The organism is Aureimonas phyllosphaerae (assembly GCF_047943035.1).
Classification (GTDB): Bacteria; Pseudomonadota; Alphaproteobacteria; order Rhizobiales; family Rhizobiaceae; genus Aureimonas; species Aureimonas phyllosphaerae.
Map to the genome: position 1 here is coordinate 2,286,500 of NZ_CP181348.1, position 22,454 is coordinate 2,308,953.

Sequence of the window (22,454 nt, forward strand, 5' to 3'; positions counted from 1 at the left end):
GCTCAGGGTTCGCCGGTGCAGAAGCGGCGCTGGCCCGCCTCGTTGGTATAGGTTCCGAGCGAGGAATCGAAGTTCGGATGGCGCGCCACGCAGTCGCGCAGCCATTCGGCCGTCCAGGGCTCGAACGTCGCGCCCGCCGCCGGTTCGTTTTCCGGCTCGGACGTCGTCGCGGCCGTGCGGGCGTCGGCGCGGCGCGTGGCCGGCGGATCGACGGGTCGCTCGACGACGTCGGGATCGGGGAACACGGTGACGGCGCGCTCCTCCGGCGAGAGCTCCGCGAAGGGCGTCGGCATGTTGTCGTCGTGCTCCGCCGCCGTGTTCCGATCGCGTCCCGCGCGAAAATCCGGCCCGATGCGGATGATCTTGGCGGCTCCGACATGCGAAACCGCAAGGCCGTCCTTGCCGTAGGGTTGCCGGTCCAGCCGATCCTCTTCGACGTTGAGGATCTTCGGGCCACCGCTGAGGCCGCCGTAGTAGAAGGACGGCAGGCGCCAATCGTCGGAGGGCAGGCCGACCGTGATGAACGAGGACCCGACCGCTCCCGAGGTGCCGTAGAAGCTACCGGGATCGACCGCGCCGCCATAGGCTCGCACATCGACGAAGGAGCCGTTCGAGCGGTAGCGGCGGCCCTCATTCCAGCGGGGTTCGATCCGTCGCGCGGCGATGTCGTCGGCGTGATGGAACGAGCCGGCGTTCCTATATCGCCCGCCATGGTGGTCGCCGCGATAGGAGCGCTGGTAGTAACCATCGTTGTGGTCACTGCGATAGGAGCGCCCGTCGTGGCCGCCGTACCGGCCGCTGCGATAGGCGCCTTCGTGGCGGCCGTGAGCCCGACCGACGGCCGAGACCGCCGTGTCCGCGCCGCCGCGTGCCACCGTCGGGTAGCGATCGAGCGTCAGTCCGCCGTCGAATGCCGATGCCGCCTGCGGGGTCCCGACGGCGAGGGCGGCGGCAAGCGCCTGGAGAATCCGCTTCATCTGTCGTCCTGCCTCGTTAATCCTTGATTAAGGATTGTGTGCAGGGGACGCCAAGTCAAACCGGCGGGCTGGAAGTGTTAAAACGGGGTTAATACGCAAAACGGCCCGCCGGGGGGCTCGGCGGGCCGTTTCAGGATGGGGGAGGGCAGCCGGACGGACCCGGCCGCGAAAGGGCAGACTTAGTCGGCCGCCTCGAGGTTCACGGCCTTGGGGCCCTTGCCGCGCTTGTCCGGCTCGGTCTCGTAGGAGACCTTCTGGTTCTCGACCAGACCCGGCAGGCCGGAAGCCTGAACCGCGGAGATGTGGACGAAGATGTCGGCGCCACCATTGTCGGGCTTGATGAAACCAAAGCCCTTCTCGGTGTTGAAGAACTTGACCGTGCCGGTCTGAGACATGTCGTATACCCTTTTCCTTGGGCTATGTATGGTCCCCTTACGGGGTTTGCAGGCAAGTCTTGATGCGAGGAAAAGGAACAGATACATCGCGGCCCGCTTTCACGGCCCACTCGAGGGATGCGCCCCCGATACGCAATTCGTCCATCACCCGAGTTCGCGAAATTGCCCGAACAAGAAAAGTGTGCAAGCACTCGCTTGACTTTGCAAGCGAAAGTTTCGTCCGTACCGTTCCTGTCGCCCGCGCGTGTCCATTTGGTCTGCTTTATGGCAGCCAAGTGGAGATAGATCGTTAGACTGACCAAATGGTCAGCGCCTCGATTTCGCCTCGCCGCGAACGCCGCGCCGCCCCGTTTTCGGCCGGGGCCGACCCTTGGCCGGGTCACGAAAACCATCGGAACGATCGTGGCCGGCGGCGCTTCTTCTCCCGAACCCCCTGACGGGGACCAACGATAGGGAGAACACTCATGAAGCGGATCCTGACCGCCACGGCCGCCCTGGCCTTCCTCGCCGCCCCGGCGCTCGCCCAGTCCACCGACGGCGCCTCGACGTCGGGCGGAACGACGATGATGCCGCCTGCGGGCGCGACCGGTACCACGACGACAGGCGGCGCGGACGCGATGGGCGACGCGGCGCGCACCGGCAACACGGCGGCCCCGACGGGCGGCGCGGCGATGGGCACGGACGACACGTCCACCAGCTCGATGACGCCGGAAGCGCCGATGGCCAACGGCACGCCGACGCAAGGCATGGACCCGGCCGCGGGCGCGGCGGCGAGCAGCTCGACCCCGTCGGGCGGCATCGTACCGGGCCAGACGCCGGACTGATCCCGGCAGACCACGCTTGAGGTTTGCCGGCGCCGCCCCGCCATGCTGCGGGGCGGCGTTTTTCGTGGGAACGAAGGCGCCAATCGTGGCATTGTTGCTTGAGACTCATTCGAAGGACTTGTCCCATGTTCCGGCCGATCGCTTCCGCCCTCCTTCTCGCCGCGGGCCTCGCCGCGCCCGCCGTGGCGCAGTCGTCGATGGCGACGGACGACTTCCGCCAGACCCGCTCGGTGTCGCAGCCGGTGGAAGGATTGCCGGGCGTCGGCATGGACATTGGCTCGGCGGGCGGCGACCGCGGCCCGCGCGGCGCGGGCGGGCTGCAGAACGGCGTCGGCGCCTACGGCAACATGACGCCGGACGCGTCGGGCTCGGCCGGCAACGCGCTGACGCGCGTGCCGGGCGCGATCCCGGAAGGCGGTCGCAGCGGCATCGGCATCCCCCTCGGCGGCACCTCGGCGAGCGGCGGCTGACCGCCCGGCGAGACCGCACGGCGATGTGATCGAGGCCCGCTCCGGCGGGCCTTTTTCTTGCACTTTTCCGAGGGAACTCAAGGCTTTGCCCGACCGTTGCCACCCCAACGACACAATCAGCGCCGTGCGGTTCCTAGCGAGCCCGGCGCCTCAGCCAGGGTGGACGACGATGAAGGAATGCCTCTACGCCAGCGCCGGATTGGCGCTCCTGATCGCCGCGTTTCCGGCGCTCGCCAACGATCCGCGCGAGACGGGCACGATCCTGTCGCCGCGCGAGCGCGAGCAGGTGGTACGCGAGGTCGTGCTGCCGGACGGGCGCGTGGTGCTGCAGACGGACAATTACGGATATCCGGCCGCGTTCGGTCTGGGGGATGCGACGGGCAAGGCCTCGTCGGTGCCTTTGGTGAACGGGCGTACGCCCTCGGTCGAGGCCTCGACGCCGTCGGGCGGTCTCGTGCCGGGGCAGGAGCCGGAATAAGCATCCGAATACCGGACGCGCGAAAGCGGCCCGCGCCACCTCGGTGGCCGGGCTTTTTCGTGTGGGCTTCCTGTCGGTCGCCGTTCGGGGAACAGGCGACGGGCCGCCGGAGGCGAACCTCCGTGGGTAGAAAACAAAAGTGGTCCGCCTCCGGCGACCCGCGCGGTGTTTGCGGTTCGGCAGGGTGTGCGAGACCCCGCCATGGAGCTTCTCCGGTTGCCGCGCGCCTCGGCCCTTGCTGCCGTCTGCCTCTGACGCAGCGGCCTTCGGGGCTGTCTCGGGTCTGCGGCTTTCCGAGCGCCTCTCGTATTGGAGGCTGAACCGGACTTGCCAGAACCGTCCGGGCCACGGTCCCCTCCGGCAGGGGTCGTGTCGCGGACACCGCCCGCCACCCCTCCGAACGATCCCGGTGATCATTCGCGCCTGTTCGATGGGGCGGCGATGGCGGAAGGTTAGGGCCGGACGGCGGCGGGGGGCAGAAAGCGGGGAAGGGCGCCTCGCCACGGCGCCAGGCGGGCGCTATAGGCAGGCCTTCCGGCGCGGCCGGCGATCGTCCGGCGAGCCCCGTCTCGGCGGGCGGCGCCAAGGGCCCGCCGGTCCACCCCGCACCCGCCGCCGGCCCCGGCCGGCGCGCCAGCGGCTGCGACTTGAAAAGGCCCTTGCCCTTGCCCCGTATCCTCATGCTCCTCACCGCGCTCGGCCTCCTTGCCGGCTGCGCGGAGATCAACAAGCCGATCACGCCGAACGACAGCTGGCGCGAGAAGGCGACGCGCGACAACGGCATGCCGCGCTGACGGCCGACGATCTGAAGGCAGGATGACGATCAGGTTCAGGAACCGTTCAGGTGGCTGGAGGCTTACTGGGCCATCCATTCAACGGACGGAGTTGATCCGATGAAGAAGACCGTGATCCTCGCCCTTTCGGGCATCCTCGTCGCCACCTCGATGCCGGCGATGGCGCAGACCTACCGGTCGGACGTGCGCCAGTATCGCCAGCACGAGCGCATCGAGCGCGGGCTGCACACGGGCCGCATCACGCCGCAGGAGGCGCGACGCCTCGCCCGCCAGCAGCACCGCATCGAGCGCGTCGAGCGCCGGGCGCGCTACTACAACAACGGTTATGTCGACCCGCGCTCGGCCCGCAAGATCGAGCGCATGCAGGACCGCGCCAACCGCAACATCCACCGCGCGGCGCGGAATGGTCATCGCTGGTAAGCGGCGGGCCGCGCAAAGGGCGTGACATCTGAGAGGGCGCGGGAGCGGAACGGCTTCCGCGCCCTTTTGCCGTTGCGAACCGGCGGGGGCCGGATGGTCCGTGTGCTCAAGGCGGGCACTCGACGCGCAAGGCGGGGCTCGATGCGCCGGCATCCTCGAGGGGGTACGCCGCGCTTCCCTCCCGGCATCCCGTCCGTCGGGCCCAATCGCAGGCACTCACCGCATATCCGCGAACCGCCGACCGCGCCCCTACTCCGACGCCTTCAGGAACCGTTCAGGCGCCGAGGCGTCCTCTTCCCCGAGACGACGAGACAGTCCAGGAACCCTACATGAAGACGACCCTTCTTCTCTCCGCCCTGGCGCTGACGCTGACCGCCCTGCCGGTCGCCGCGCAGGACCTCGTGCTGCCGTCCGGCCCGCCGCGCAACGCGGCCGAGCAGCGGCTGCAGGACCGCGTGGACGCGCAGATCCAGATCAACCGCGAGCGCGGCTTCTACAGCCCCGGCCAGATCCGCCGCCAGGAGCGCTACGAGCGCCGCCAGCGCGTGCAGCAGCGCTGGGAGCGGGAGGAGAGGCGCCGGTGGGAGAGGGAAGAGCGGCGGCGGGATCGGTGGTGATATTACCTTAGTTTGTTGGTTCTGGCGTTTTGTTCTCAGTTCTTCCTAAAGCTTTTCGAGAGTACTGTTTGTGAAGCTTTGCTTTGCTGAAATCGAGAGCAGATCGAATTTTCTCTGATATCGTTTTGCTAGGTTGTTTTGCTTTCAATTGCACCGCATCCGTCTCAAAAATCTGGATGTCCGCAATTGTTATAACCAACTCTGAATTGACATCCCCGGACTGCGAGTAGTCTGGAAAGTCAAAAGTTATCGTGCATGTTCCATTAATTGCATCAAACGAGAACTCGTAGTCTGCTTCGATGCGGTAAGTCTCTATATGCGCGTGATGCGCTTCCTGCGATAGCAATCGAAGCTTCTCAAGGCCGACTCCACGAAATCGAACAGAGCTGAGGTTATCTTCCAGCCATGCTAATTCCAAGGGTTTGTCGGTCTGGCTATTGGGCTTGAACCCGACATCCCCAATCGCCTGAAATTTAATAAATTTGCTGCTCTTATCACTCGCTAGACTTTGAAGAAATTTAAACCGCCCTTCACTTGAAAAATCCGAAAAACGTACGCTAACAGCCTTCGCGTCATTTGCTACAACGCCAGCGATCTTCAACCCCGAAATAAATTCGGACGCTATTTCGTCGCAAATTTTACGGGTCTCTTTGGACGTATGGGTCGATATGATATTGATTTCGTTCGTCGTTGGATTTTTGGAGGCAAAAACCTTACCTTCAAACTCGGCGTCAATCTTGGTGAAAGACTTGCTGTAATCGCGACGAACGATTTTGAACGCCATTTCAATTACATTGGGATTTCCGTCAACGGCCACAACCATCGGCGTTCCGCTCATGCGATAATTTTTGAAGCTGGTATCTAGGACAGATGAAAAATTGCAATGATCGTCTACGGCTTCACTCAACGATGTTATATCGTTGGCATCTTGGATTATCTGGCTTGAAAACTTTGGATTGTCTTCGTTCTTTTCAAGTAAGCTCAGTAGAAACTGAAATTCTGTCGGGGTGAGGCCGGTTCGTACTAGAGAGGGGATCGTTTCACCCTTGTCATCAGATCGAAGGAATATGCCTCGACGTCGCACGATCTTTCTTAAATCAGAGCGCCCTATGGCGGCTTGGGCAAGGAAGTCACGCAATATTTCACCCTGCGGTAGAACGAGGCGCTCAGTCACTTAGCAAACTCCTGAAATCCTGTCCCAACTGCGCAACTGTAACGATCAGACCCGAGGCTCTTTCGCCTTCCATTGCAAGTACGGAATCTACAGTAGACCGATCATTGGCCTCATTATATGACCTGTAGAGAAATGTTAGTCTCTTTGAAAGCTTTCGTGTTAGATCCGTGGCTAGGTTGAGTAATCTTTGAAAATTTTCTCTCTCAAATGGTTCGTTCGTAGAAATGCAAAATGCGCTTTCCCCGGAGGCGGTCTCAAGTCGAAGGTATATTAGAGGTGACGTCAGAAATTCGGCTGGCATAATGCGACTTGAATACGGTATACTGTCGTCCCGGTAGTTCTGAGACAAAAGGTAGTAGTCAAATTCGAAAGATTTGTAGTTATCCTCCGCGTATTTAATAGTATCATATATAAATGAAGCTGCAGCGTTGTCGACGAGTTGTATCGAGCTGAACTTTAAATCTGTTGGAATGTTGATGTTCCAGAGTTTAATTCTTACGTCTCCTGTACCGTCTTCTCTTAAGCTCAAGAAAAAGATGACAGAGCAGGCGTCGTAATGAACTACGTCACCCCTGCGGCTCAGTTTAATGTCCGCCAACTTCTGTGAATGCTGTAAGCATTCAACGGCCTGACACGCGTCGGTCACGTAGCTTCTAAAATCGGTCGATAAGGACGATTTATAGGCTTTCGACGTGGATTTGACGGAGATTGAAACTATCTTCTCCGTAAACTCGACCAACGGGGATCGATAGGAATAGAAAAAGTCTATCCCATGGGTTTGACGCGTGCTGCCTTCCTTCTGGGCGTGCCTAGCAGGGCGCGCGCAATTGATCGTTAGGTTCGATTCAACTGGTGTCCACCCCATAACGTCGAGCAAACGGCGGACAAGTTTTTCGCCCTGTTCGCCTGTTTCCCGAGATTTTTCGCCCATGAAGTTTCCAGCCCATTTGGGGTAATCGGTCGATTCTAACTAAGCTGGATCATTCCGCATATATTTCACCGCACTTTCCTGTGGATGGATGCTGATGCGATCTTCATCGCCCCGGCCGCCCCGTCTTCGCCTTCCTCCTCCCGCGCTTCTTTTCGTCGACCGGGTCCTCGTAGCTCCCCAGCCCGATCTTCTCGCGGCGGATGGGTTTGAGGTCGTCGCCGGGCTTCGGGGGGAGGGGGCCTGAGGCGCGGGGCTTTTCCGTGCGGCCGACGGTCATCTCGTCGAGCGTGTTCTTGCGGAAGAGGGTGCGGTTGGGCGTCGCCGTGTCGGTGCCGGGGCCCATGTCGTCGAGGCTCGGCTTGGCGAAGTAGGAGGCGCCGTCGCCCCGGTCGGATCGGAGCCCTCGCACCTCGCCGATGGCGGCGTGGCCGCGCGCGACGGGCGGCTTGATGCGGGCGGCAAGGGGCTCGCCGTTGGGGCCGAAGCGCGGGTTCTGGTGGTTCGCGCCCTTCTTGCGGCCGCCGCGCGACTTGGCGCTGCCGCCGCCCTCGGAGAACATGTCGACGTCGAGGTCGCGCGCCATCGGGTCGTCGGCGACGGCGAGCTCCGTCGCCTGGAGGCGCTTGATCTCGTCGCGCAGGCGCGCGGCCGTCTCGAAGTCGAGATCGGCGGCGGCGTGCCGCATTTCCTTCTCCAGATGCTCCAGATGGCTCTTGAGGTTGCTGCCGACGAGCGCGCCCTCGGCCGCGTGGGCGCCGGTCGGCATGCGCACGTGGTCCTTCTCGTAGTAGCTGTCGAGAATGTCGGCGATCTTGGCCTTCACCGATTCCGGCGTGATGCCGTGCTCGCGGTTGTAGGCCTCCTGCTTGTCGCGGCGGCGGTTGGTCTCGGCGATGGCGCGCTCCATCGAGCCCGTCACCTGGTCGGCATAGAGGATGACCTTGCCGTCGACGTTGCGCGCCGCGCGGCCGATCGTCTGGATCAGCGAGGTCTCGGAGCGGAGAAAACCCTCCTTGTCGGCATCGAGGATGGCGACGAGGCCGCACTCGGGGATGTCGAGGCCCTCGCGCAGGAGGTTGATGCCGACGAGCACGTCGAAGGCGCCGAGGCGGAGATCCCGGATGATCTCGATGCGCTCGAGCGTGTCGATGTCCGAGTGCATGTAGCGCACGCGCACGCCCTGCTCGTGGAGGTATTCGGTGAGGTCCTCGGCCATGCGCTTGGTGAGCACGGTGACGAGCGCGCGGTAGCCGTTGGCGGCGACCTCGCGGATCTCGCCGAGGAGATCGTCGACCTGGGATTTCGCCGGACGGATGTCGATCGGGGGATCGGTGAGGCCGGTCGGGCGGATGACCTGCTCGGCGAAGACGCCGCCGGCCTCCTCCAGCTCCCACTTGCCGGGCGTCGCCGAGACCGCGACGGTGGGCGGGCGCATGGCGTTCCACTCCTCGAAGCGGAGCGGGCGGTTGTCCATGCAGGAGGGCAGGCGGAAGCCGTATTCGGCCAGCGTCGCCTTGCGGCGGAAGTCGCCCCGGTACATCGCGCCGATCTGCGGGATGGTGACGTGGCTCTCGTCGATGAAGACGAGGGCGTTGTCGGGCAGGTATTCGAAGAGCGTCGGCGGCGGGTGGCCGGGCTGGCGGCCGGTGAGGTAGCGCGAGTAGTTCTCGATGCCGTTGCACGAGCCCGTCGCCTCGATCATCTCGATGTCGAAGGTGACGCGCTGCTCCAGCCGCTGGGCCTCGAGGAGGCGGCCGGCCTTGTTCAGCTCGACGAGGCGGCCTGCCAGCTCAGCCTTGATGGACTTCACCGCCTGCTGCAGCGTCGGGCGCGGCGTGACGTAGTGCGAGTTGGCGTAGATCTTCACCGACTTGAGGTCGTCGGTCTTGGAGCCCGTCAGCGGGTCGAACTCGTGGATCGCCTCGATCTCGTCGCCGAAGAGCGAGATGCGCCAGGCGCGGTCCTCCAGGTGGGCGGGGAAGATTTCGATCGTGTCGCCGCGCACGCGGAAACTGCCGCGCACGAAATCCATGTCGCGGCGCTTGTATTGCTGGGCGACGAGGTCGGCGAGGAGCTGGCGCTGGTCGAGCCGGTCGCCGACGCTCATCTGAAAGGTCATCGCGGTGTAGGTCTCGACCGAGCCGATACCGTAGATGCAGGAGACCGAGGCCACGATGATGACGTCGTCGCGCTCGAGCAGCGCGCGCGTCGCGGCGTGGCGCATGCGGTCGATCTGCTCGTTGATCGAGGATTCCTTCTCGATGAACGTGTCGGAGCGCGGGACGTAGGCTTCCGGCTGATAGTAGTCGTAGTAGGAGACGAAGTACTCGACGGCGTTGTCGGGGAAGAAGTTCTTGAACTCGCCGTAGAGCTGGGCCGCGAGCGTCTTGTTGGGCGCGAGGATCAACGCCGGGCGCTGGGTGCGCTCGATGACGTTGGCAACCGTGAAGGTCTTGCCCGAGCCGGTGACGCCGAGAAGCACCTGCGTCTGGTCGTTCTGCTCGGTGATGCCGGACACGAGGTCGGCGATGGCTGTGGGCTGGTCGCCCTTCGGCTCGTATTCCGAGGCGATGCGGAAGGCATGGCCGCCTTCGGACTTCGAGGGACGCTCGGGCCGGTGGGGGATCCATAGCTCGCCGTTCTTGAACAGCGGGTTGCCGGAGGTGATGAGGTCCTGCAGCGCCTGGACGGTGGCGGTGACGCCGCTCTCGGGGAGGGCGGCCGCGTCCTCGAGGCTGACATTCATTCCGGAGACGGGGTTGAGGCCCGCGCGGGCGCGCTCGGCGGGCGAGGTGGCGACGCCCATCGACGTGCCGCGCGCGGTCTTGCCGGGCTTGGCCTTGGGCGCGTCCGCCGGGGCCGAGGGCTTCTTCGCCTTCTTCGCGGGCGCGGCGGCCTTGCGCTCGGCCTCCTCCTCGAGGTTCTGCGCGATCTGGTCCGCCCAGCCGGCCAACGGGCCGGTCAGCGGCGTGCCGTCGAGTTCGGGCTGCGGCGCCTCACCGAAGCCCGGATGCAGGCGCTCGGAGGCGTCGGAATAATCGAGGAGCGGCGAGCGCTTGGGGGACTTCTTGGGATCGGCCATGCGGCCGAATATGGGCCGGGAGCGGGGCGGAATAAAGGGGGAACGGAGGGGAAGGCGACCCGGCTCGGCGATCGGGCATCGCTAGGCGGAACAGGGGTCGTGAGCTACGCAGGGTATGGGCGAACCTTCCGCTGCGTCATGAGGATCGAGGTCGATGGACTACAGGCTGTTGTTTCTCGATTTCTACGGACGCATCGCGCGGAAACGGTACTGGTATGCGACGTTGATCGCCGCCCTTATCAGCTTCGTGCTCAACTTTCTGATCGGTCTCTTCCAGCAATACGAGACGACCACCGTGACCGTCGTGCGCGATGGCGTGGAGGTTTCGGAGGCCGTCATGGCGACGCCACTTTCCAACCCGGTCAACCTGTCTCTATTCGTGGTCCAACTTCTTTTCGGTCGGGCGTTTCTCTACGCGACATTCGCGATCCAGACGAAGCGTCTGCACGATCGGGGAAAGTCGGGCTGGCGGAACCTGATCGGTTTCGTGCCCGTCGTCGGCGCGATCTGCCTTCTCATCGTCTGCGGTTTCCTGCAAGGCGATGCCGGGCCCAATCGATATGGCTCGGACCCTTTGGTCGATCCTGTCTCGGCGCTGGACGGAAATCCCGTGGTCGAGCTCTAAGAGCCCGTCCGATAAGTCCGCCGGGTCGGCTCGGCGGTGCCTTCCTCCCCCATTTCGTTACCGATCCTCGCCGATGCCACCCGCATCGACTGCGTTCGGCGCATCATGCGTGACAAAAAGGCTCAGCCGATTCTCCGCCGCAGACGCGCCGGACGGTCTTTAAAGCGAATGCCGGCCCGCCCGTTCATCATTCGTTGACCAAGCCGACCCTATCCTCCGTCTTGTCCGCTCGAGTTTCGCGGAACTGAGGGCCAGCCGGATGGTATCGAGTCGAACCGGATGGCGTATCGTCACGCTCGCCGTCGCCGTGTCCGCGGCGGCGAGCGCCGATCGCCCGCTGCGGGCCATGGATTTCAAGCCGGTTCCCCCCGCCGACATTCCGGGCGAACTGCCCGTCGCGCGCGATCCGCAGACCGGCGCGCGCCTCGTCTGGGGCGGGCCGGTGCCGCCGGCGCCGGTGCCGGGCGCCGATCTTCCGGCCTACGCCCCGAGCCCGGCCGCCGTCGATCCCGTGCCCGAGCCCGTCTACGCCGCGCCGGAGCCGAGCGCCGAGCGCGGGCCGGGCGACTACGGACGCACCTATCCCGTCCAGGAGGCGGCGCCGCCGGCGATGGAGGAGGCCGCGCTGCAGCCGCTCGCCGCGCCGCGGGTCATCGACGACGGCGGCGCGCTGCCCGAGGCGGAGCTGCCCGAAAGCGGCTTCGATCCTTGGGAGGGGCTGACGGACCCCGAGGTCGAACCGCCGCCCGAGCCGAAACCCCGGCGGCCGGCGGCGCGTCAGAGCACGGTGCCGAGCTGGGCCTCGCTCGGCGGCGACCGCCCGCTGTCGCCGATCGCCCGCCCGCCGCGCGGCGCGCTGGAGAGCGAGACGCCGAGCGGCTATCGCCCGGTGGCGCGCTCCGAGGCGATGTGCCGGCGCGAGCTCCAGAAGCTCGGCGTGCGCTTCACCGACATCTCGCCTGTGTCCTCCGGGCGCGCCTGCGGGATCGAGGATCCGGTGCGCGTGACCGTGGCGGTGAAGGGCATCGCCATGTCGCCGCCAGCGACGCTCAACTGCCAGACCGCCCTGAATGTCGCGCGCTGGCTGCGGGACGACGTGAAGCCCGCCGCGCGCTGGAAGCTCTGGAAACAGCCGACGGCGCTGATCAACCTCTCGTCCTACCGCTGTTCGCGCATTGCCGGCTCGCGCACGATCTCGGAGCATGCCGGCGGCAACGCGCTCGATGTCGGGGGCTTCCGGTTCGCGGACGGATCGGTGGTGAAGGTCGAACCGAAGGGCGTGTTCGCCTGGCGCGAGAAGCCGTTCCAGACCCAGATCCGCCAGGCGAGCTGCCGGCATTTCGGCACGGTGCTCGGGCCCGGATACAACCGCGCCCATGCCGACCACCTGCATCTCGATTCCAAGACGCGGCTGCGCCCGATCTGCAAGTAGGTGGGAAGCCGGAATTAGTTTCCGCAACGTAATGTCGCGTCGCAGGCAACGAAACACGACGACTCACGTTTCAGCCGGCGTGCGGTATGCCGCCGCACGCCCGGCATAGGACAGGTTGATGCTGAAGCCCTTGACCCTTGTGGCCGTCTTGATGGCCACCACGGCGCCCATGGCGCACGCTCAGGACATGGACGATTACGGCGACCGCTTCGAGCGCGTCGAGCGTGGTGACGACCGTGGCGATCCGCCGATCCGCGACGTGCGCCGCGGCGATCGCTGGGCGATGGATCGAGAAGACCGCGAGGATGACCGCGGTCCGCGCGAGCGCGATCGTGACGAAGATCGCGACCGCAAGAAGGACGATGACAAGGACAAGGGCCGGGACCGCGACCGCGCCGAGATGCGCGACCGTGAGGATCGGGGTCCGCGCGACCGGGACGACCGTGGCCCCCGCATGCGCGGCCCGGATGGTCCGGAAGGCCGCCGTGGCCCGCCGCCCCCGCCGCCGCCGCGCGCCGGGTTCGAGATCAGCCTCGGCGGCGGTCAGACGATCCGCGTCGACTGCGGCGACGAGCCCTTCGCAAGCTGCATTGAGGCGGCGAAGCCGATCATCGATTCCGCGCGCGACATGGCCCGCGGCGGCCCCGCCGCCGGTGGCCCGGAGGCTCCGGTGACGCAGGTTCCTCCGCCGCCGGCCGATCTCGTGACGCCGCCGGCCGGCGAGACCCCGCCGCCGCCCGCGCCGGCCCCCGCAAACTGACCTCGACAGCCTTTCGACAGGACGCCCTCCCTTCGCGGAGGGCGTTTTCGTTCCTGGATCTGCGCGTTGGGCGGGTCAGTCGAGTTCCGGCGGGACCGGGGTCGGCTGCCCCGCCGCGTCGAGTGCCACCATCACGAAGCTGCCTTCGGTGACGAGCTCGCGCCGCTGTGAGAGATAGCGCCGGGCCCAGGCCTCGACATGCAGCGTCACCGACGTGCGGCCGACCTTCTCGATCCGCGCGTAGACGCAGAGCGTGTCGCCGATCTTCACCGGCTTGCGGAAGGCGAGCGACTGGACCGCTGCCGTCACCACGCGACCGCCGACCCGCTCGGCGCCGCGGACGCCGGCCGCAAGATCCATCTGCGACATGACCCAGCCGCCGAAGATATCGCCGGCCGCATTGCTGTCGGCGGGCATGGCCTGAACCCGGATGATCAGGTCGCCGGTCGGCTTGTCGGGCGAATCGGACATCGTGCGGTCGCTCCTCTCGTTTGAACCGACACTACAAAGATCGAGCGGGCTTGCCGACCGCCTTGTCATCGGGCGTGCGGACTGCGCACCCTGCGGCGGGCTCGTCGGGAGGACGCGGATGAGATCGAGACTAAGCTTGCTTGCCTGCGCCGCACTTGGGACCGGCCTCGTGCCGGCCGCCGCCGAGACCGGCGGCACGTTTCGCGACTGGACTGTGACGTGCACGCCGGGGCTCAGCTGCACGGCGACGACCTTCGCGGCCGGTGGCGCCTCGATCTACGGGCTGGGCCTGGAGCGCGCGGCGGCGGCCGATGCGCCGCTCGGTCTCGTCCTGTCGATCCCGTTCGATGCGGCGCTTCGCGGTCCTGTCACGCTCGCCATCGATGGCGGCCGGTCCGTCTCGCTTCCTCAAACCTCGTTCAAGGCCGACGCGGCGGGCCGCATCCGCAGTTCCGATCCAGCCGTCGCCGGCGACCTCCTCGCCGGAATGCGGGATGCCGGATCGGTGCGCGCCTCGGTGGAGACCTCGGCGGGCCGATTGGAGCAGGTGTTCTCGCTGTCGGGCCTCGTAGCCTCGCTCCGCCGGATCGACGAGGACCAGGGACGGATCGGAACGGCAACGGCCCTCACCGATCGCGGCGACAAGCCGTTGCCCGACCGTACCGGCCTGCCTGCCGACATCGCATCGCCGGACGAGCTTCCGGCCCCGGTCCGTACGCTTTGGGAGGCCGCGGGCGACTGCGCCGATCGGGGCGACTTCGCCGACCTCGCCGAACTCGGCTTCTCCATGCCGGCCGGTCCGGGATCGCGGCTCTACGTGATCGCCTGCGGCATGCCGGGTGCCTACAATTTCCCGTCCAGGCTCTATCAGTATTCGGACGACGACAAGCGTGCGGACGCGGTGCCGCTGGTCTGGATGACCACGCAGGGGCCGACCGCCGACCTCTCGATCTGGAACGTCGATTTCGACGGCGGTGTCCTGTCGTCCTTCTTCAAGGGCCGCGGGATCGGCGACTGCGGGCGCTATTCCACGTGGCGCGTGGAGCCCGACACGGGACAGGTCGTGCTCGTCGAAGCCCGCGAGAAGGAGGACTGCGACGGCGAGGCGGGCGACGGGCCCGACACGTGGCCGCTCCTCTGGCCGCGGAGATGACAGGTTCGCGATCGGGTCCCGGGGTGTGGGAACCGATCGCGACGAGCCGCCTTTAGCTGACACGCGCCGGGCCCATGCGGGCTTTGGTCGCAGATATCAGCCAAGAGGTTTGTTCATGAAGTCCTTCGTCCTCGCCGCCGGCGTTGCCACCCTGATGACCGGCACCGCGCTCGCGCAGACCTCCACCACCACGACGACGGGTGGCACGATGGCCCCGGCCGCGACCACCACGACGACGCCCGCGACGGCCGCTGCCGGCGGTCCGTTCTACACGGTGCAGGCGCCGGCCAGCGGCCAGATGGCGATGAGCCACCTCGCCAGCGACCTCGACGACAAGGACGTCTACGGCGCCAACAACGAGAAGATCGGCGAGATCGAGGACTTCGTCATCAACTCGGACGGCACCGTAGCGGCGGCCGTGATCGAGGTCGGTGGCTTCCTCGGCATCGGCGAGAAGGACGTGCTCGTCAACTTCTCCGAACTGCAGATGGCGATGGACGGCAACAACATGCGCATCAGCGCCCCGACGCTGACGCGCGAGGCGCTGACCAGCGCGCCGGACACTGATCTCGACACCGTGTTCCCCGACCACGACTGATCCCCGATCCTCGGATCGAGCGGGCCCGCATCGGAGACGATGCGGGCCTTTTTCGTGCGCGCAAGACCCCGCCGCGCGGAAGACGGTGGGGTTCGGCCTGCACCGCATCCTTTCATCTTGCGCCGCACACGGTGCGCGACTAGGGTCCGCCCGCCTCGGTCGGCAGCGGGTCCGGCCGGGCTCGCGATCCCTTTCCGACCCGCTTCGCCAGTTCAGAACGGAGCCGTTCCATGGCCTTCCTCGCCGCTTCCCTCGACCGCGTGAAGCCTTCCGCCACGATCGCCGTGTCGCAGAAGGCGCGGGAGCTGAAAGCGAAAGGAATGGATGTCATCGGCCTGGGCGCCGGCGAACCGGACTTCGACACGCCCGACAACATCAAGCAGGCGGCCGTCGAGGCCATCGCGCGCGGCGAGACCAAGTACACCCCGATCTCGGGCATCCCGCAGCTGCGCGAGGCGATCTCCCAGAAGTTCAAGCGCGAGAACGGCCTCGACTACAAGCCGGAGCAGACGATCGTCTCGACCGGTGGCAAGCATGTCCTGTTCAACGCCTTCATGGCGACGCTGAACCCGGGCGACGAGGTCATCATCCCCGCGCCCTACTGGGTGAGCTATCCCGAGATGGTGTCGCTGTGCGGCGGCACGCCCGTCATCGTCGAGACGCGCCAGGAGGACGGCTTCAAGCTGACGGCGGAAGCGCTGGAGCGTGCGATCACGCCGAAGACCAAATGGTTCCTGTTCAATTCGCCCTCGAACCCGACGGGCGCGGCCTACACCCATGACGAGCTGAAGCGCCTGACGGACGTCCTCATGCGCCACGAGCATGTGTGGGTGATGACCGACGACATGTACGAGCACCTCGTCTACGGCGACTTCACCTTCGCCACGCCCGCGCAGGTCGAGCCGGCGCTCTACGATCGCACCATCACGATCAACGGCGTCTCGAAGGCCTATGCGATGACCGGCTGGCGCATCGGCTATGCCGGTGGGCCGCTGAAGCTGATCAAGGCGATGGACATGATCCAGGGCCAGCAGACCTCGGGCGCCTGCTCGATCGCGCAGTGGGCGGCGGTCGAGGCGCTGAACGGCACCCAGGATTTCATCCCGAAGAACCGCGTCATGTTCGAGCGCCGCCGCGACCTCGTCGTGTCGATGCTGAACCAGGCAAGCGGCATCGAGTGCCCGTCGCCGGAGGGGGCGTTCTACGTCTATCCGTCGGTCAAGGGCACGATCGGCATGAAGACCAAGGCCGGCAAGGTGATCGAGACCGACGAGGATTTCGTCACCGCGCTTCTGGAGCAGGAGGGCGTCGCGGTCGTCCACGGCACGGCGTTCGGCCTCGGCCCGAACTTCCGCCTGTCTTACGCGACCTCGGACGAGCTGCTCGAGGAAGCCTGCTCGCGCATCCAGCGCTTCTGCGGCAGCCTGCAGCGCTGAGCGCATCGACGACTTGAGTTCGGGAGGGGCGGCGGAGCGATCCGCCGCCCTTTTTCATGCGAGAAACTGGGCGACCAGCGCGGCACCCGCACTTGCCGCGACGACGAGAAGCGGCGGCAGTCGGGCGACATGGAGCGCGGCGAAGGCGAGCGCGACGATCAGCCCGTCCGCGAGGGATGCGATCGTGCCACCGAAGACCAGTCCGACGAGGGCGGCCGCGAGCAGGCCGACCACGGCGGCATTGGCGCCGGCGAGCGCGGCACGGGCGGCCGGCGAGGCGCGAAGCCGGGTCCAGGCGGGCAGGGCCGCGAGGAGAAGCAGGAAGCCCGGCAGAAAGATCGCGGCGAGCGCGACCGCCGCACCGACAGCGGGCGAGGGGGCGGGCGCCGAGAGCGCGCCGAGGAAGGCCGCGACGGTGAAAAGCGGACCCGGCATCGCCTGCGCCGCGCCATAACCGGCAAGAAAGGTGGACATGTCGAGCCAGCCGGGCGCGACAAGCTCGGCTTCCAGAAGCGGCAGGACGACATGGCCACCACCGAACACCAGCGAGCCGCTGCGGAAGAAGGCGTCGAAGAGGTCCAACAACGGATGCCCGCCGTCCGCGGCAAGGAGCGGCGGCACGATCGCGAGCGCGGCAAAGAGCGCGATGGCGACGAAGGCGGCGCGGGGGTGGATGCCGACGTCGCGGGTCGGCGTCGCGGGCGGAAGGGCGGCGGGGTGGCCGAGCAGGCGGTAGGCAAGCGCGCCGAAGGCGATCGCCAGAACCTGTGCGAAGGCGCTTGCGACGAGAAGCACGATCGCCGCGGCGAGGAGCGCGATCACGCGGCGGGGCAGATCGGGTGTCAGCGTCCGCGCCATGCCGAGCACCGCGTCGGCGACGACCGCGACCGCCGCGAGCTTCAACCCGTGGAGGAGCGCCGCGCCGAACGGACCCTCGATGTTGGCTGCGCCGAGCGCGGCGGCGAACATGAGAAGCGCCGACGGGAGCGTGAAGCCGGAGAAGGCGGCGAGCGCGCCAAGCGGGCCGGCGCGAGCGAGGCCGATGGCAAAGCCCACCTGGCTCGACGTCGGCCCCGGCAGGAACTGGCAGAGCGCGACGAGATCGGCATAGGACGCATCGTCCAGCCAGCGTCGCTTCTCGACGAAGGCGCGGCGGAAGTAGCCGAGATGGGCGATCGGGCCGCCGAACGAGGTGAGGCCGAGAACGAGGAACGCGCCGAAGACGGCGCCGACGCTGTTCGGCCGGTCGAGCGTTTGCGTGGTCATGGCGCGGTCTTACGACGGTTCGACGAAAGGCCGGTGACGATCGTGCGATGCTTGGATGCGGGCAAGAAAAAAGCCGGGCTCACGAAGAACCCGGCCGAAAAATAAGGGGCTTTCGAAAAAGCAAACCCTTGGGAGGAAACAGTCGGGAGCGAAGCAGCTTGGGAGGAGGTAAGCCCTCCGCGACCCGACTGATAAGAGTTATAGAGGAGCGATGACGCAGGACCATCGTTCATTCGACATGTCAGGCATGCGGTGAGCGCATGCAACACTTCGAAGCCTTGTGCCTTCACGCGAGCGGACGGCCGGGGCCTGTCAGCCGTCAGTAGGACCAAGTGCGCGCCTTGCCGATCAGGAAGTCGCGGAAGACCTTCAGCTTGGCGGCGTCGCGCAGCTGCTCGGGATAGCAGAGGTAGGTGTCGAAGGACGCGAGATCGAGGTCCGGCAGGACCTGAACCAGCTTGGTGTCCTTGTCGATCATATAGTCGGGCAGAAGCGCGAGGCCGATGCCGCGCTCGATCGCCGACTTCATCGCCATCAGGTTGTTGATCTGCAGGATCGGCGCGCGGCTCTGGCCTTCGGGAAGCCCTGCGGTCTCCAGCGCGTTGAGGTTGCGCAGGTAGTTCGGCGCCGGTTCGCCGAAGGTGATGATCCGGTGCCGGTCGAGATCGTCGCTCGTCTCCGGCGTGCCGTAGCGCGCGAGGTAGCTCGGCGCGGCGTAGACGTGGAGATGCACCGTGAAGAGGCGGCGCTGGATGAGATCGGGCTGCTGCGGCTGGCGCAGGCGGATCGCCGCGTCCGCCTTGCGCATCGTGAGGTCGATCTCCTCGTTGTCGAAGACGAGCTGGAGCTCGAGTTCGGGGTAGAGCTCCAAAAACTCCTGCGCGCGCTGCGTCAGCCAGCCGGAGCCAAGGCCGACCGTCGTGGTGACGCGCAACTTGCCCTGCGGCTTCTCGCGCGTTTCCGTCAGCTGCATGCGCACCGTTTCCAGGCGCTTCAGGACGTCGGTCGCGGTCTGGTAGAGCAGCTCACCCGGCTCGGAGAGGACGAGGCCGCGCGCGTGCCGGTGGAAGAGCGGCGCGCCGATCTCCTGCTCCAGTGCCGCCACCTGACGCGAGATCGCGGACTGCGACAGGTTCAGGACGTTCGCGGCATGGGTGAACGACCCGGCTTCGGCGGCTGCGTGAAAGATCCGCAGCTTGTCCCAGTCGAGCGCCATTGATCCCCAGCCTCCCCCGAAGCCTCAAGAGTTCGTCGTTATTCGGCGGCTTGCCGTGTTTCGGTCACGGCCTGTGCGGTCAGCCAGCGCTCGGCCTCGAGCGCCGCCATGCAGCCGAGCCCGGCCGCGGTGACCGCCTGCCGGAACACGTCGTCCGCGACGTCGCCGGCCGCGAACACGCCCTCGATCGAGGTGCGGGTCGTGCCCGGCTCGACCCAGAGATAGCCGCCGTCCTTCTGGCGGAGCTGGTTGCCGAAGACCTCGGTCGCCGGCGCATGGCCGATGGCGACGAAGACGCCGTCGGTCGCGATGTCGTGCGTTTCCCCCGAAACGCGGTCGCGCAGGCGCACGCCCGTCACCGACTTCATCGGCTTGAGGTTGCCAAGGACCTCGGCGACCTCCGCGTTCCAGACGACCTTGACGTTGTCCTTGGCGAACAGGCGGTTCTGCAGGATGCGCTCGGCACGGAACCCGTCGCGACGGTGCACGACGGTGACGGACCTGGCGATGTTCGAAAGATATAGCGCTTCCTCGACGGCCGTGTTGCCGCCGCCGACCACAACCACGTCCTTGCCGCGATAGAAGAAGCCGTCGCACGTGGCGCAGGCCGAGACGCCGAAGCCCTGGAAGGCGGCTTCCGACTCGAGGCCGAGCCAGCGGGCCTGCGCGCCGGTCGCGATGATGACGGCATCCGCCGTATAGGTCGTGCCGCTGTCGCCCCGGAACGAGAACGGGCGGCGCGACAGGTCGGCCTCGACGATCAGGTCGGACGCCATTTCGGCGCCGACGTTGAGCGCCTGCTGCTTCATCTCCTCCATCAGGAACGGGCCGGCGATCGGGTCGCGATAGCCGGGATAGTTCTCGACGTCGGAGGTGATGGTGAGCTGTCCGCCCTCCTGCAGGCCGGCGACGAGAAGCGGCTTCATCATGGCGCGCGCGGCATAGATTGCGGCCGTGTATCCGGCCGGGCCGGAGCCGATGACGAGAATTTCCGCGTGGCGCTGGGTCATGACGAGACTCTGGCTTCCGTTACCGCGCCGGACATGGGCGCAACCCCTGTCGTCTTCAATAGATCACCGGCGGCAAGCCCACAACACGATCCGTTGCGCCGGCGCAACACATCCCCATCGAACGCCGCGCGGGCTGGACGCGATTCGGCCCCGTCGCTATGGTCCCCGCTCTTTCCGCGACGAACCCGAAGGGAGGGCGCATGAACATCCATCCGTCGATCCTTCGCCCTGCCGGACTGCGACCGCTCCCGCCTCAGGCCTGAGCGCTCCTCCGCCACCCGTCGCGCCGGCTCCGCCGGCCACTTTCTTTCGATCGAACGCCCCGAGGCGCCCTTGATGCGCCGCGTGGGGCAGGGACGGCATCCGTTGCCGTAGTCGAGCCATGTCCGTGACCACCAAGGCCGATCGCGCGGGCGCGATTCGCAGAACGCTATCCTTCACCGTCTCCAACTGGCGGGACGAGTGCCCGCTGGCCTTCTCGGTCGCCGGCTGCATCACGCTGGCGACGCTCGCCGACATCCTCATTCCGTTCTACGCCGGGCGTCTCGTCGATGCGCTGTCGGCGACCGGGGAGACGCGCGAGCTCGGCTCGGCGCTACACGCCTTGGGCGCGATGGCCGCGCTCGGCATCGTCTTCGTCGTCGCCCGCCACTGCGCCTGGGCGAGCGTCGTGCCGATGACGCTGCGCATCATGCGGCGCGTCGGGGAGGGGACGTTCGGCCGAGTGCAGCACTTCTCAGCCAGCTGGCACGCCAACAGCTTCTCCGGCTCGGTGGTGCGGCAGATCACGCGCGGCATGTGGGCGCTCGACCTCCTGCACGACATCCTGCTCCTCGCGCTCCTGCCCTCGATGGTGGTGCTGGTGGGGACCGTCGCGCTTCTCAGCGTGCAGTGGCCGGTGATGGGGCTCGCGATGGGAACCGGCGCCGTCCTCTACGTCGCGATGACCGTCGTCCTGTCGACGCGCTGGGTCGCGCCGATCTCGCGCATCTCCAACCGGCTCGACACGCGGGTCGGCGGCGTCATCGCCGACGCGCTTGCCTGCAACGGCGTCGTCAAGGCGTTCGGCGCGGAGGCGCGCGAGGAGGCGCGGCTCGGCGATGCGCTCGGCGCCTGGGCGATCGGCACGCGTCGCACCTGGATGCGCGGCACCTGGCTCGGCACGCTGCAGACCGTGGTGCTCTGGGGCATCCGAGTCGGCATCGCGGGCGTCGCCGTTCTCCTGTGGTGGCGCGGCGAGGCTTCGCCCGGCGACGTCACCTACATCCTGACGACCTACTTCGTGCTGCACGGCTACCTCCGCGACATCGGCATGCACGTCAACAACCTCCAGCGCTCGGTCAACGAACTGGAGGAGCTGGTCGATCTGAACGACGAACGGCCGGAGGTGCGCGATGCCCCGAACGCGCCCGCCATCGTGCTGGGGCCGGGCGCCATCCGCTTCGAGGACGTGCGCTTCCACTACGGCGCCCACGCGACGCCGCTCTACGACGGGCTGTCGGTCGCGATCCCCGCCGGACAGCGCGTCGGGCTGGTCGGGCCCTCGGGCTCCGGCAAGACGACCTTCGTCAAGCTCATCCAGCGGCTGCACGACGTGGCGGGCGGCCGGGTGCTCGTCGATGGGCAGGACGTGGCCGCGGTCGCTCAGGTCTCGCTGCGGCGGCGGATCGCGGTGGTGCCGCAGGAATCGATTCTGTTTCACCGGACGCTCGCCGAGAACATCGCCTATGCCCGGCCGGAGGCGACGCGCGGCGAGATCGAGGCGGCGGCGCGGCTCGCCCATGCCGACGCCTTCATCGCCCGGATGCCCGATGGCTACGACACGCTGGTCGGCGAACGGGGCGTGAAGCTCTCGGGCGGCGAGCGCCAGCGGATCGCGCTCGCCCGCGCCTTCCTGGCGGATGCGCCGATCCTCGTCCTCGACGAGGCGACCTCGGCGCTGGATTCGCAGTCCGAGCACCTCATCCAGGCGGCGACCGAGCGGCTGATGACCGGGCGAACCGCTTTGGTCATCGCGCATCGGCTGTCGACCGTGCGCTCGCTCGACCGCATCCTGGTCTTCGACCGGGGGCGGATCGTCGAGGACGGCGCGCCGGCCGAGCTGATGCTGCGCTCCGGCGGCCTCTACCGCGCGCTGGTCGAGCAGCAGTCGGCCGGCATGATCGGGGGATGATCGCGGCGGCGCGGGGGGACGGCTTGTCTCCCCCGCGCCCCGACCTCTAGAAGCAGGGAAGGTTCGGCCGGCGGGGCGGCGCGGCCGCTCGTCGGGGAAGCAGGGCCATCGTCAGGACCATCAGCCATGTGGCCGCGATCTTCGGGCTGATC

21 protein-coding genes are annotated in these 22,454 nt (G+C 66.7%); 13 read left to right on the forward strand and 8 right to left on the reverse strand.

Translation table 11 applies throughout. The features are described from left to right. Positions 1–2 precede the first annotated feature (2 nt). Together ACLNGM_RS10780 and ACLNGM_RS10785 are read right to left on the reverse strand one after the other, a co-directional pair. Positions 3–977 carry a hypothetical protein gene (locus ACLNGM_RS10780; protein ID WP_416358333.1) on the reverse strand — a complete coding sequence of 325 codons (975 nt, stop codon included), beginning with the start codon at positions 975–977 and terminating at the stop codon, positions 3–5. 179 nt (positions 978–1,156) lie between these two features. Continuing rightward, positions 1,157–1,372, reverse strand: a complete 216-nt coding sequence (locus ACLNGM_RS10785) for a cold-shock protein (RefSeq protein WP_055890128.1) — start codon at positions 1,370–1,372, stop codon at positions 1,157–1,159. A gap of 464 nt (positions 1,373–1,836) precedes the next feature. Between ACLNGM_RS10785 and ACLNGM_RS10790 the strand changes: the two genes are divergently transcribed. The 6 genes from ACLNGM_RS10790 to ACLNGM_RS10815 all read left to right on the forward strand — a co-directional run bounded on the left by ACLNGM_RS10790 (position 1,837) and on the right by ACLNGM_RS10815 (position 4,975). Then, on the forward strand, positions 1,837–2,196 hold the full coding sequence (locus ACLNGM_RS10790) for a hypothetical protein (protein ID WP_416358334.1): 360 nt from the start codon (positions 1,837–1,839) through the stop codon (positions 2,194–2,196). A 125-nt stretch (positions 2,197–2,321) separates the two neighbouring features. Next, positions 2,322–2,666, forward strand: coding sequence for a hypothetical protein (locus tag ACLNGM_RS10795; RefSeq protein WP_416358335.1), 345 nt, complete (start codon positions 2,322–2,324; stop codon positions 2,664–2,666). A 169-nt stretch (positions 2,667–2,835) separates the two neighbouring features. After that, positions 2,836–3,144 (forward strand): hypothetical protein, encoded by a 309-nt coding sequence (locus tag ACLNGM_RS10800; protein WP_090960995.1) that lies wholly within the window; start codon positions 2,836–2,838, stop codon positions 3,142–3,144. 665 nt (positions 3,145–3,809) lie between these two features. Then, positions 3,810–3,938: a hypothetical protein gene (locus tag ACLNGM_RS10805; protein WP_416358336.1), complete on the forward strand. Its 129-nt coding sequence runs from the start codon at positions 3,810–3,812 to the stop codon at positions 3,936–3,938. Between the two features lie 99 nt (positions 3,939–4,037). Continuing rightward, entirely contained in the window at positions 4,038–4,358 is a 321-nt protein-coding gene (locus ACLNGM_RS10810) for a hypothetical protein (RefSeq protein ID WP_416358337.1), read from the forward strand. 329 nt (positions 4,359–4,687) lie between these two features. Further along, on the forward strand, positions 4,688–4,975 hold the full coding sequence (locus tag ACLNGM_RS10815; protein ID WP_416358338.1) for a hypothetical protein: 288 nt from the start codon (positions 4,688–4,690) through the stop codon (positions 4,973–4,975). 7 nt (positions 4,976–4,982) lie between these two features. Here the strand turns inward: ACLNGM_RS10815 and ACLNGM_RS10820 are convergent, their stop codons facing one another. Both ACLNGM_RS10820 and uvrB read right to left on the reverse strand, forming a co-directional pair. Beyond that, on the reverse strand, positions 4,983–6,149 hold the full coding sequence (locus tag ACLNGM_RS10820; RefSeq protein ID WP_416358339.1) for a hypothetical protein: 1,167 nt from the start codon (positions 6,147–6,149) through the stop codon (positions 4,983–4,985). Positions 6,150–7,183: 1,034 nt separating this feature from the next. Continuing rightward, positions 7,184–10,162: an excinuclease ABC subunit UvrB gene (gene uvrB / locus ACLNGM_RS10825; protein ID WP_416358340.1), complete on the reverse strand. Its 2,979-nt coding sequence runs from the start codon at positions 10,160–10,162 to the stop codon at positions 7,184–7,186. Positions 10,163–10,316: 154 nt separating this feature from the next. Between uvrB and ACLNGM_RS10830 the strand changes: the two genes are divergently transcribed. The 3 genes from ACLNGM_RS10830 to ACLNGM_RS10840 all read left to right on the forward strand — a co-directional run bounded on the left by ACLNGM_RS10830 (position 10,317) and on the right by ACLNGM_RS10840 (position 12,979). Beyond that, the gene (locus ACLNGM_RS10830; RefSeq protein ID WP_416358341.1) at positions 10,317–10,787 is read left to right on the forward strand and encodes a DUF805 domain-containing protein; all 471 of its coding nucleotides are present in this window, start codon (positions 10,317–10,319) and stop codon (positions 10,785–10,787) included. Between the two features lie 259 nt (positions 10,788–11,046). Further along, positions 11,047–12,219 carry an extensin family protein gene (locus ACLNGM_RS10835; protein ID WP_416358342.1) on the forward strand — a complete coding sequence of 391 codons (1,173 nt, stop codon included), beginning with the start codon at positions 11,047–11,049 and terminating at the stop codon, positions 12,217–12,219. A gap of 118 nt (positions 12,220–12,337) precedes the next feature. Next, entirely contained in the window at positions 12,338–12,979 is a 642-nt protein-coding gene (locus ACLNGM_RS10840) for a hypothetical protein (RefSeq protein WP_416358343.1), read from the forward strand. Positions 12,980–13,054: 75 nt separating this feature from the next. Here the strand turns inward: ACLNGM_RS10840 and ACLNGM_RS10845 are convergent, their stop codons facing one another. After that, the gene (locus ACLNGM_RS10845; protein WP_090960978.1) at positions 13,055–13,450 is read right to left on the reverse strand and encodes an acyl-CoA thioesterase; all 396 of its coding nucleotides are present in this window, start codon (positions 13,448–13,450) and stop codon (positions 13,055–13,057) included. A gap of 136 nt (positions 13,451–13,586) precedes the next feature. Here ACLNGM_RS10845 and ACLNGM_RS10850 point away from each other — a divergent pair, with 136 nt between their 5' ends. The 3 genes from ACLNGM_RS10850 to ACLNGM_RS10860 all read left to right on the forward strand — a co-directional run bounded on the left by ACLNGM_RS10850 (position 13,587) and on the right by ACLNGM_RS10860 (position 16,637). Next, entirely contained in the window at positions 13,587–14,603 is a 1,017-nt protein-coding gene (locus tag ACLNGM_RS10850) for a DUF1176 domain-containing protein (protein ID WP_416358344.1), read from the forward strand. Between the two features lie 115 nt (positions 14,604–14,718). Further along, positions 14,719–15,201 (forward strand): PRC-barrel domain-containing protein, encoded by a 483-nt coding sequence (locus tag ACLNGM_RS10855; protein WP_416358345.1) that lies wholly within the window; start codon positions 14,719–14,721, stop codon positions 15,199–15,201. A gap of 230 nt (positions 15,202–15,431) precedes the next feature. Next, positions 15,432–16,637 (forward strand): pyridoxal phosphate-dependent aminotransferase, encoded by a 1,206-nt coding sequence (locus tag ACLNGM_RS10860; protein WP_416358346.1) that lies wholly within the window; start codon positions 15,432–15,434, stop codon positions 16,635–16,637. A gap of 54 nt (positions 16,638–16,691) precedes the next feature. On the opposite strand, the gene chrA is transcribed toward ACLNGM_RS10860, so the two are convergent. From chrA to trxB, 3 genes are all read right to left on the reverse strand, one after another. Further along, positions 16,692–17,903: a chromate efflux transporter gene (gene chrA, locus ACLNGM_RS10865; protein WP_416358347.1), complete on the reverse strand. Its 1,212-nt coding sequence runs from the start codon at positions 17,901–17,903 to the stop codon at positions 16,692–16,694. A gap of 319 nt (positions 17,904–18,222) precedes the next feature. Continuing rightward, entirely contained in the window at positions 18,223–19,119 is an 897-nt protein-coding gene (locus ACLNGM_RS10870; RefSeq protein ID WP_294641645.1) for a LysR family transcriptional regulator, read from the reverse strand. Between the two features lie 38 nt (positions 19,120–19,157). Beyond that, positions 19,158–20,129, reverse strand: a complete 972-nt coding sequence (gene trxB / locus ACLNGM_RS10875) for a thioredoxin-disulfide reductase (protein ID WP_416358348.1) — start codon at positions 20,127–20,129, stop codon at positions 19,158–19,160. 382 nt (positions 20,130–20,511) lie between these two features. On the opposite strand from trxB, the gene ACLNGM_RS10880 reads away from it, so the two are divergent. Then, positions 20,512–22,302, forward strand: coding sequence for an ABC transporter ATP-binding protein (locus ACLNGM_RS10880; protein ID WP_416358349.1), 1,791 nt, complete (start codon positions 20,512–20,514; stop codon positions 22,300–22,302). The last annotated feature ends 152 nt before the right edge of the window (positions 22,303–22,454 follow it).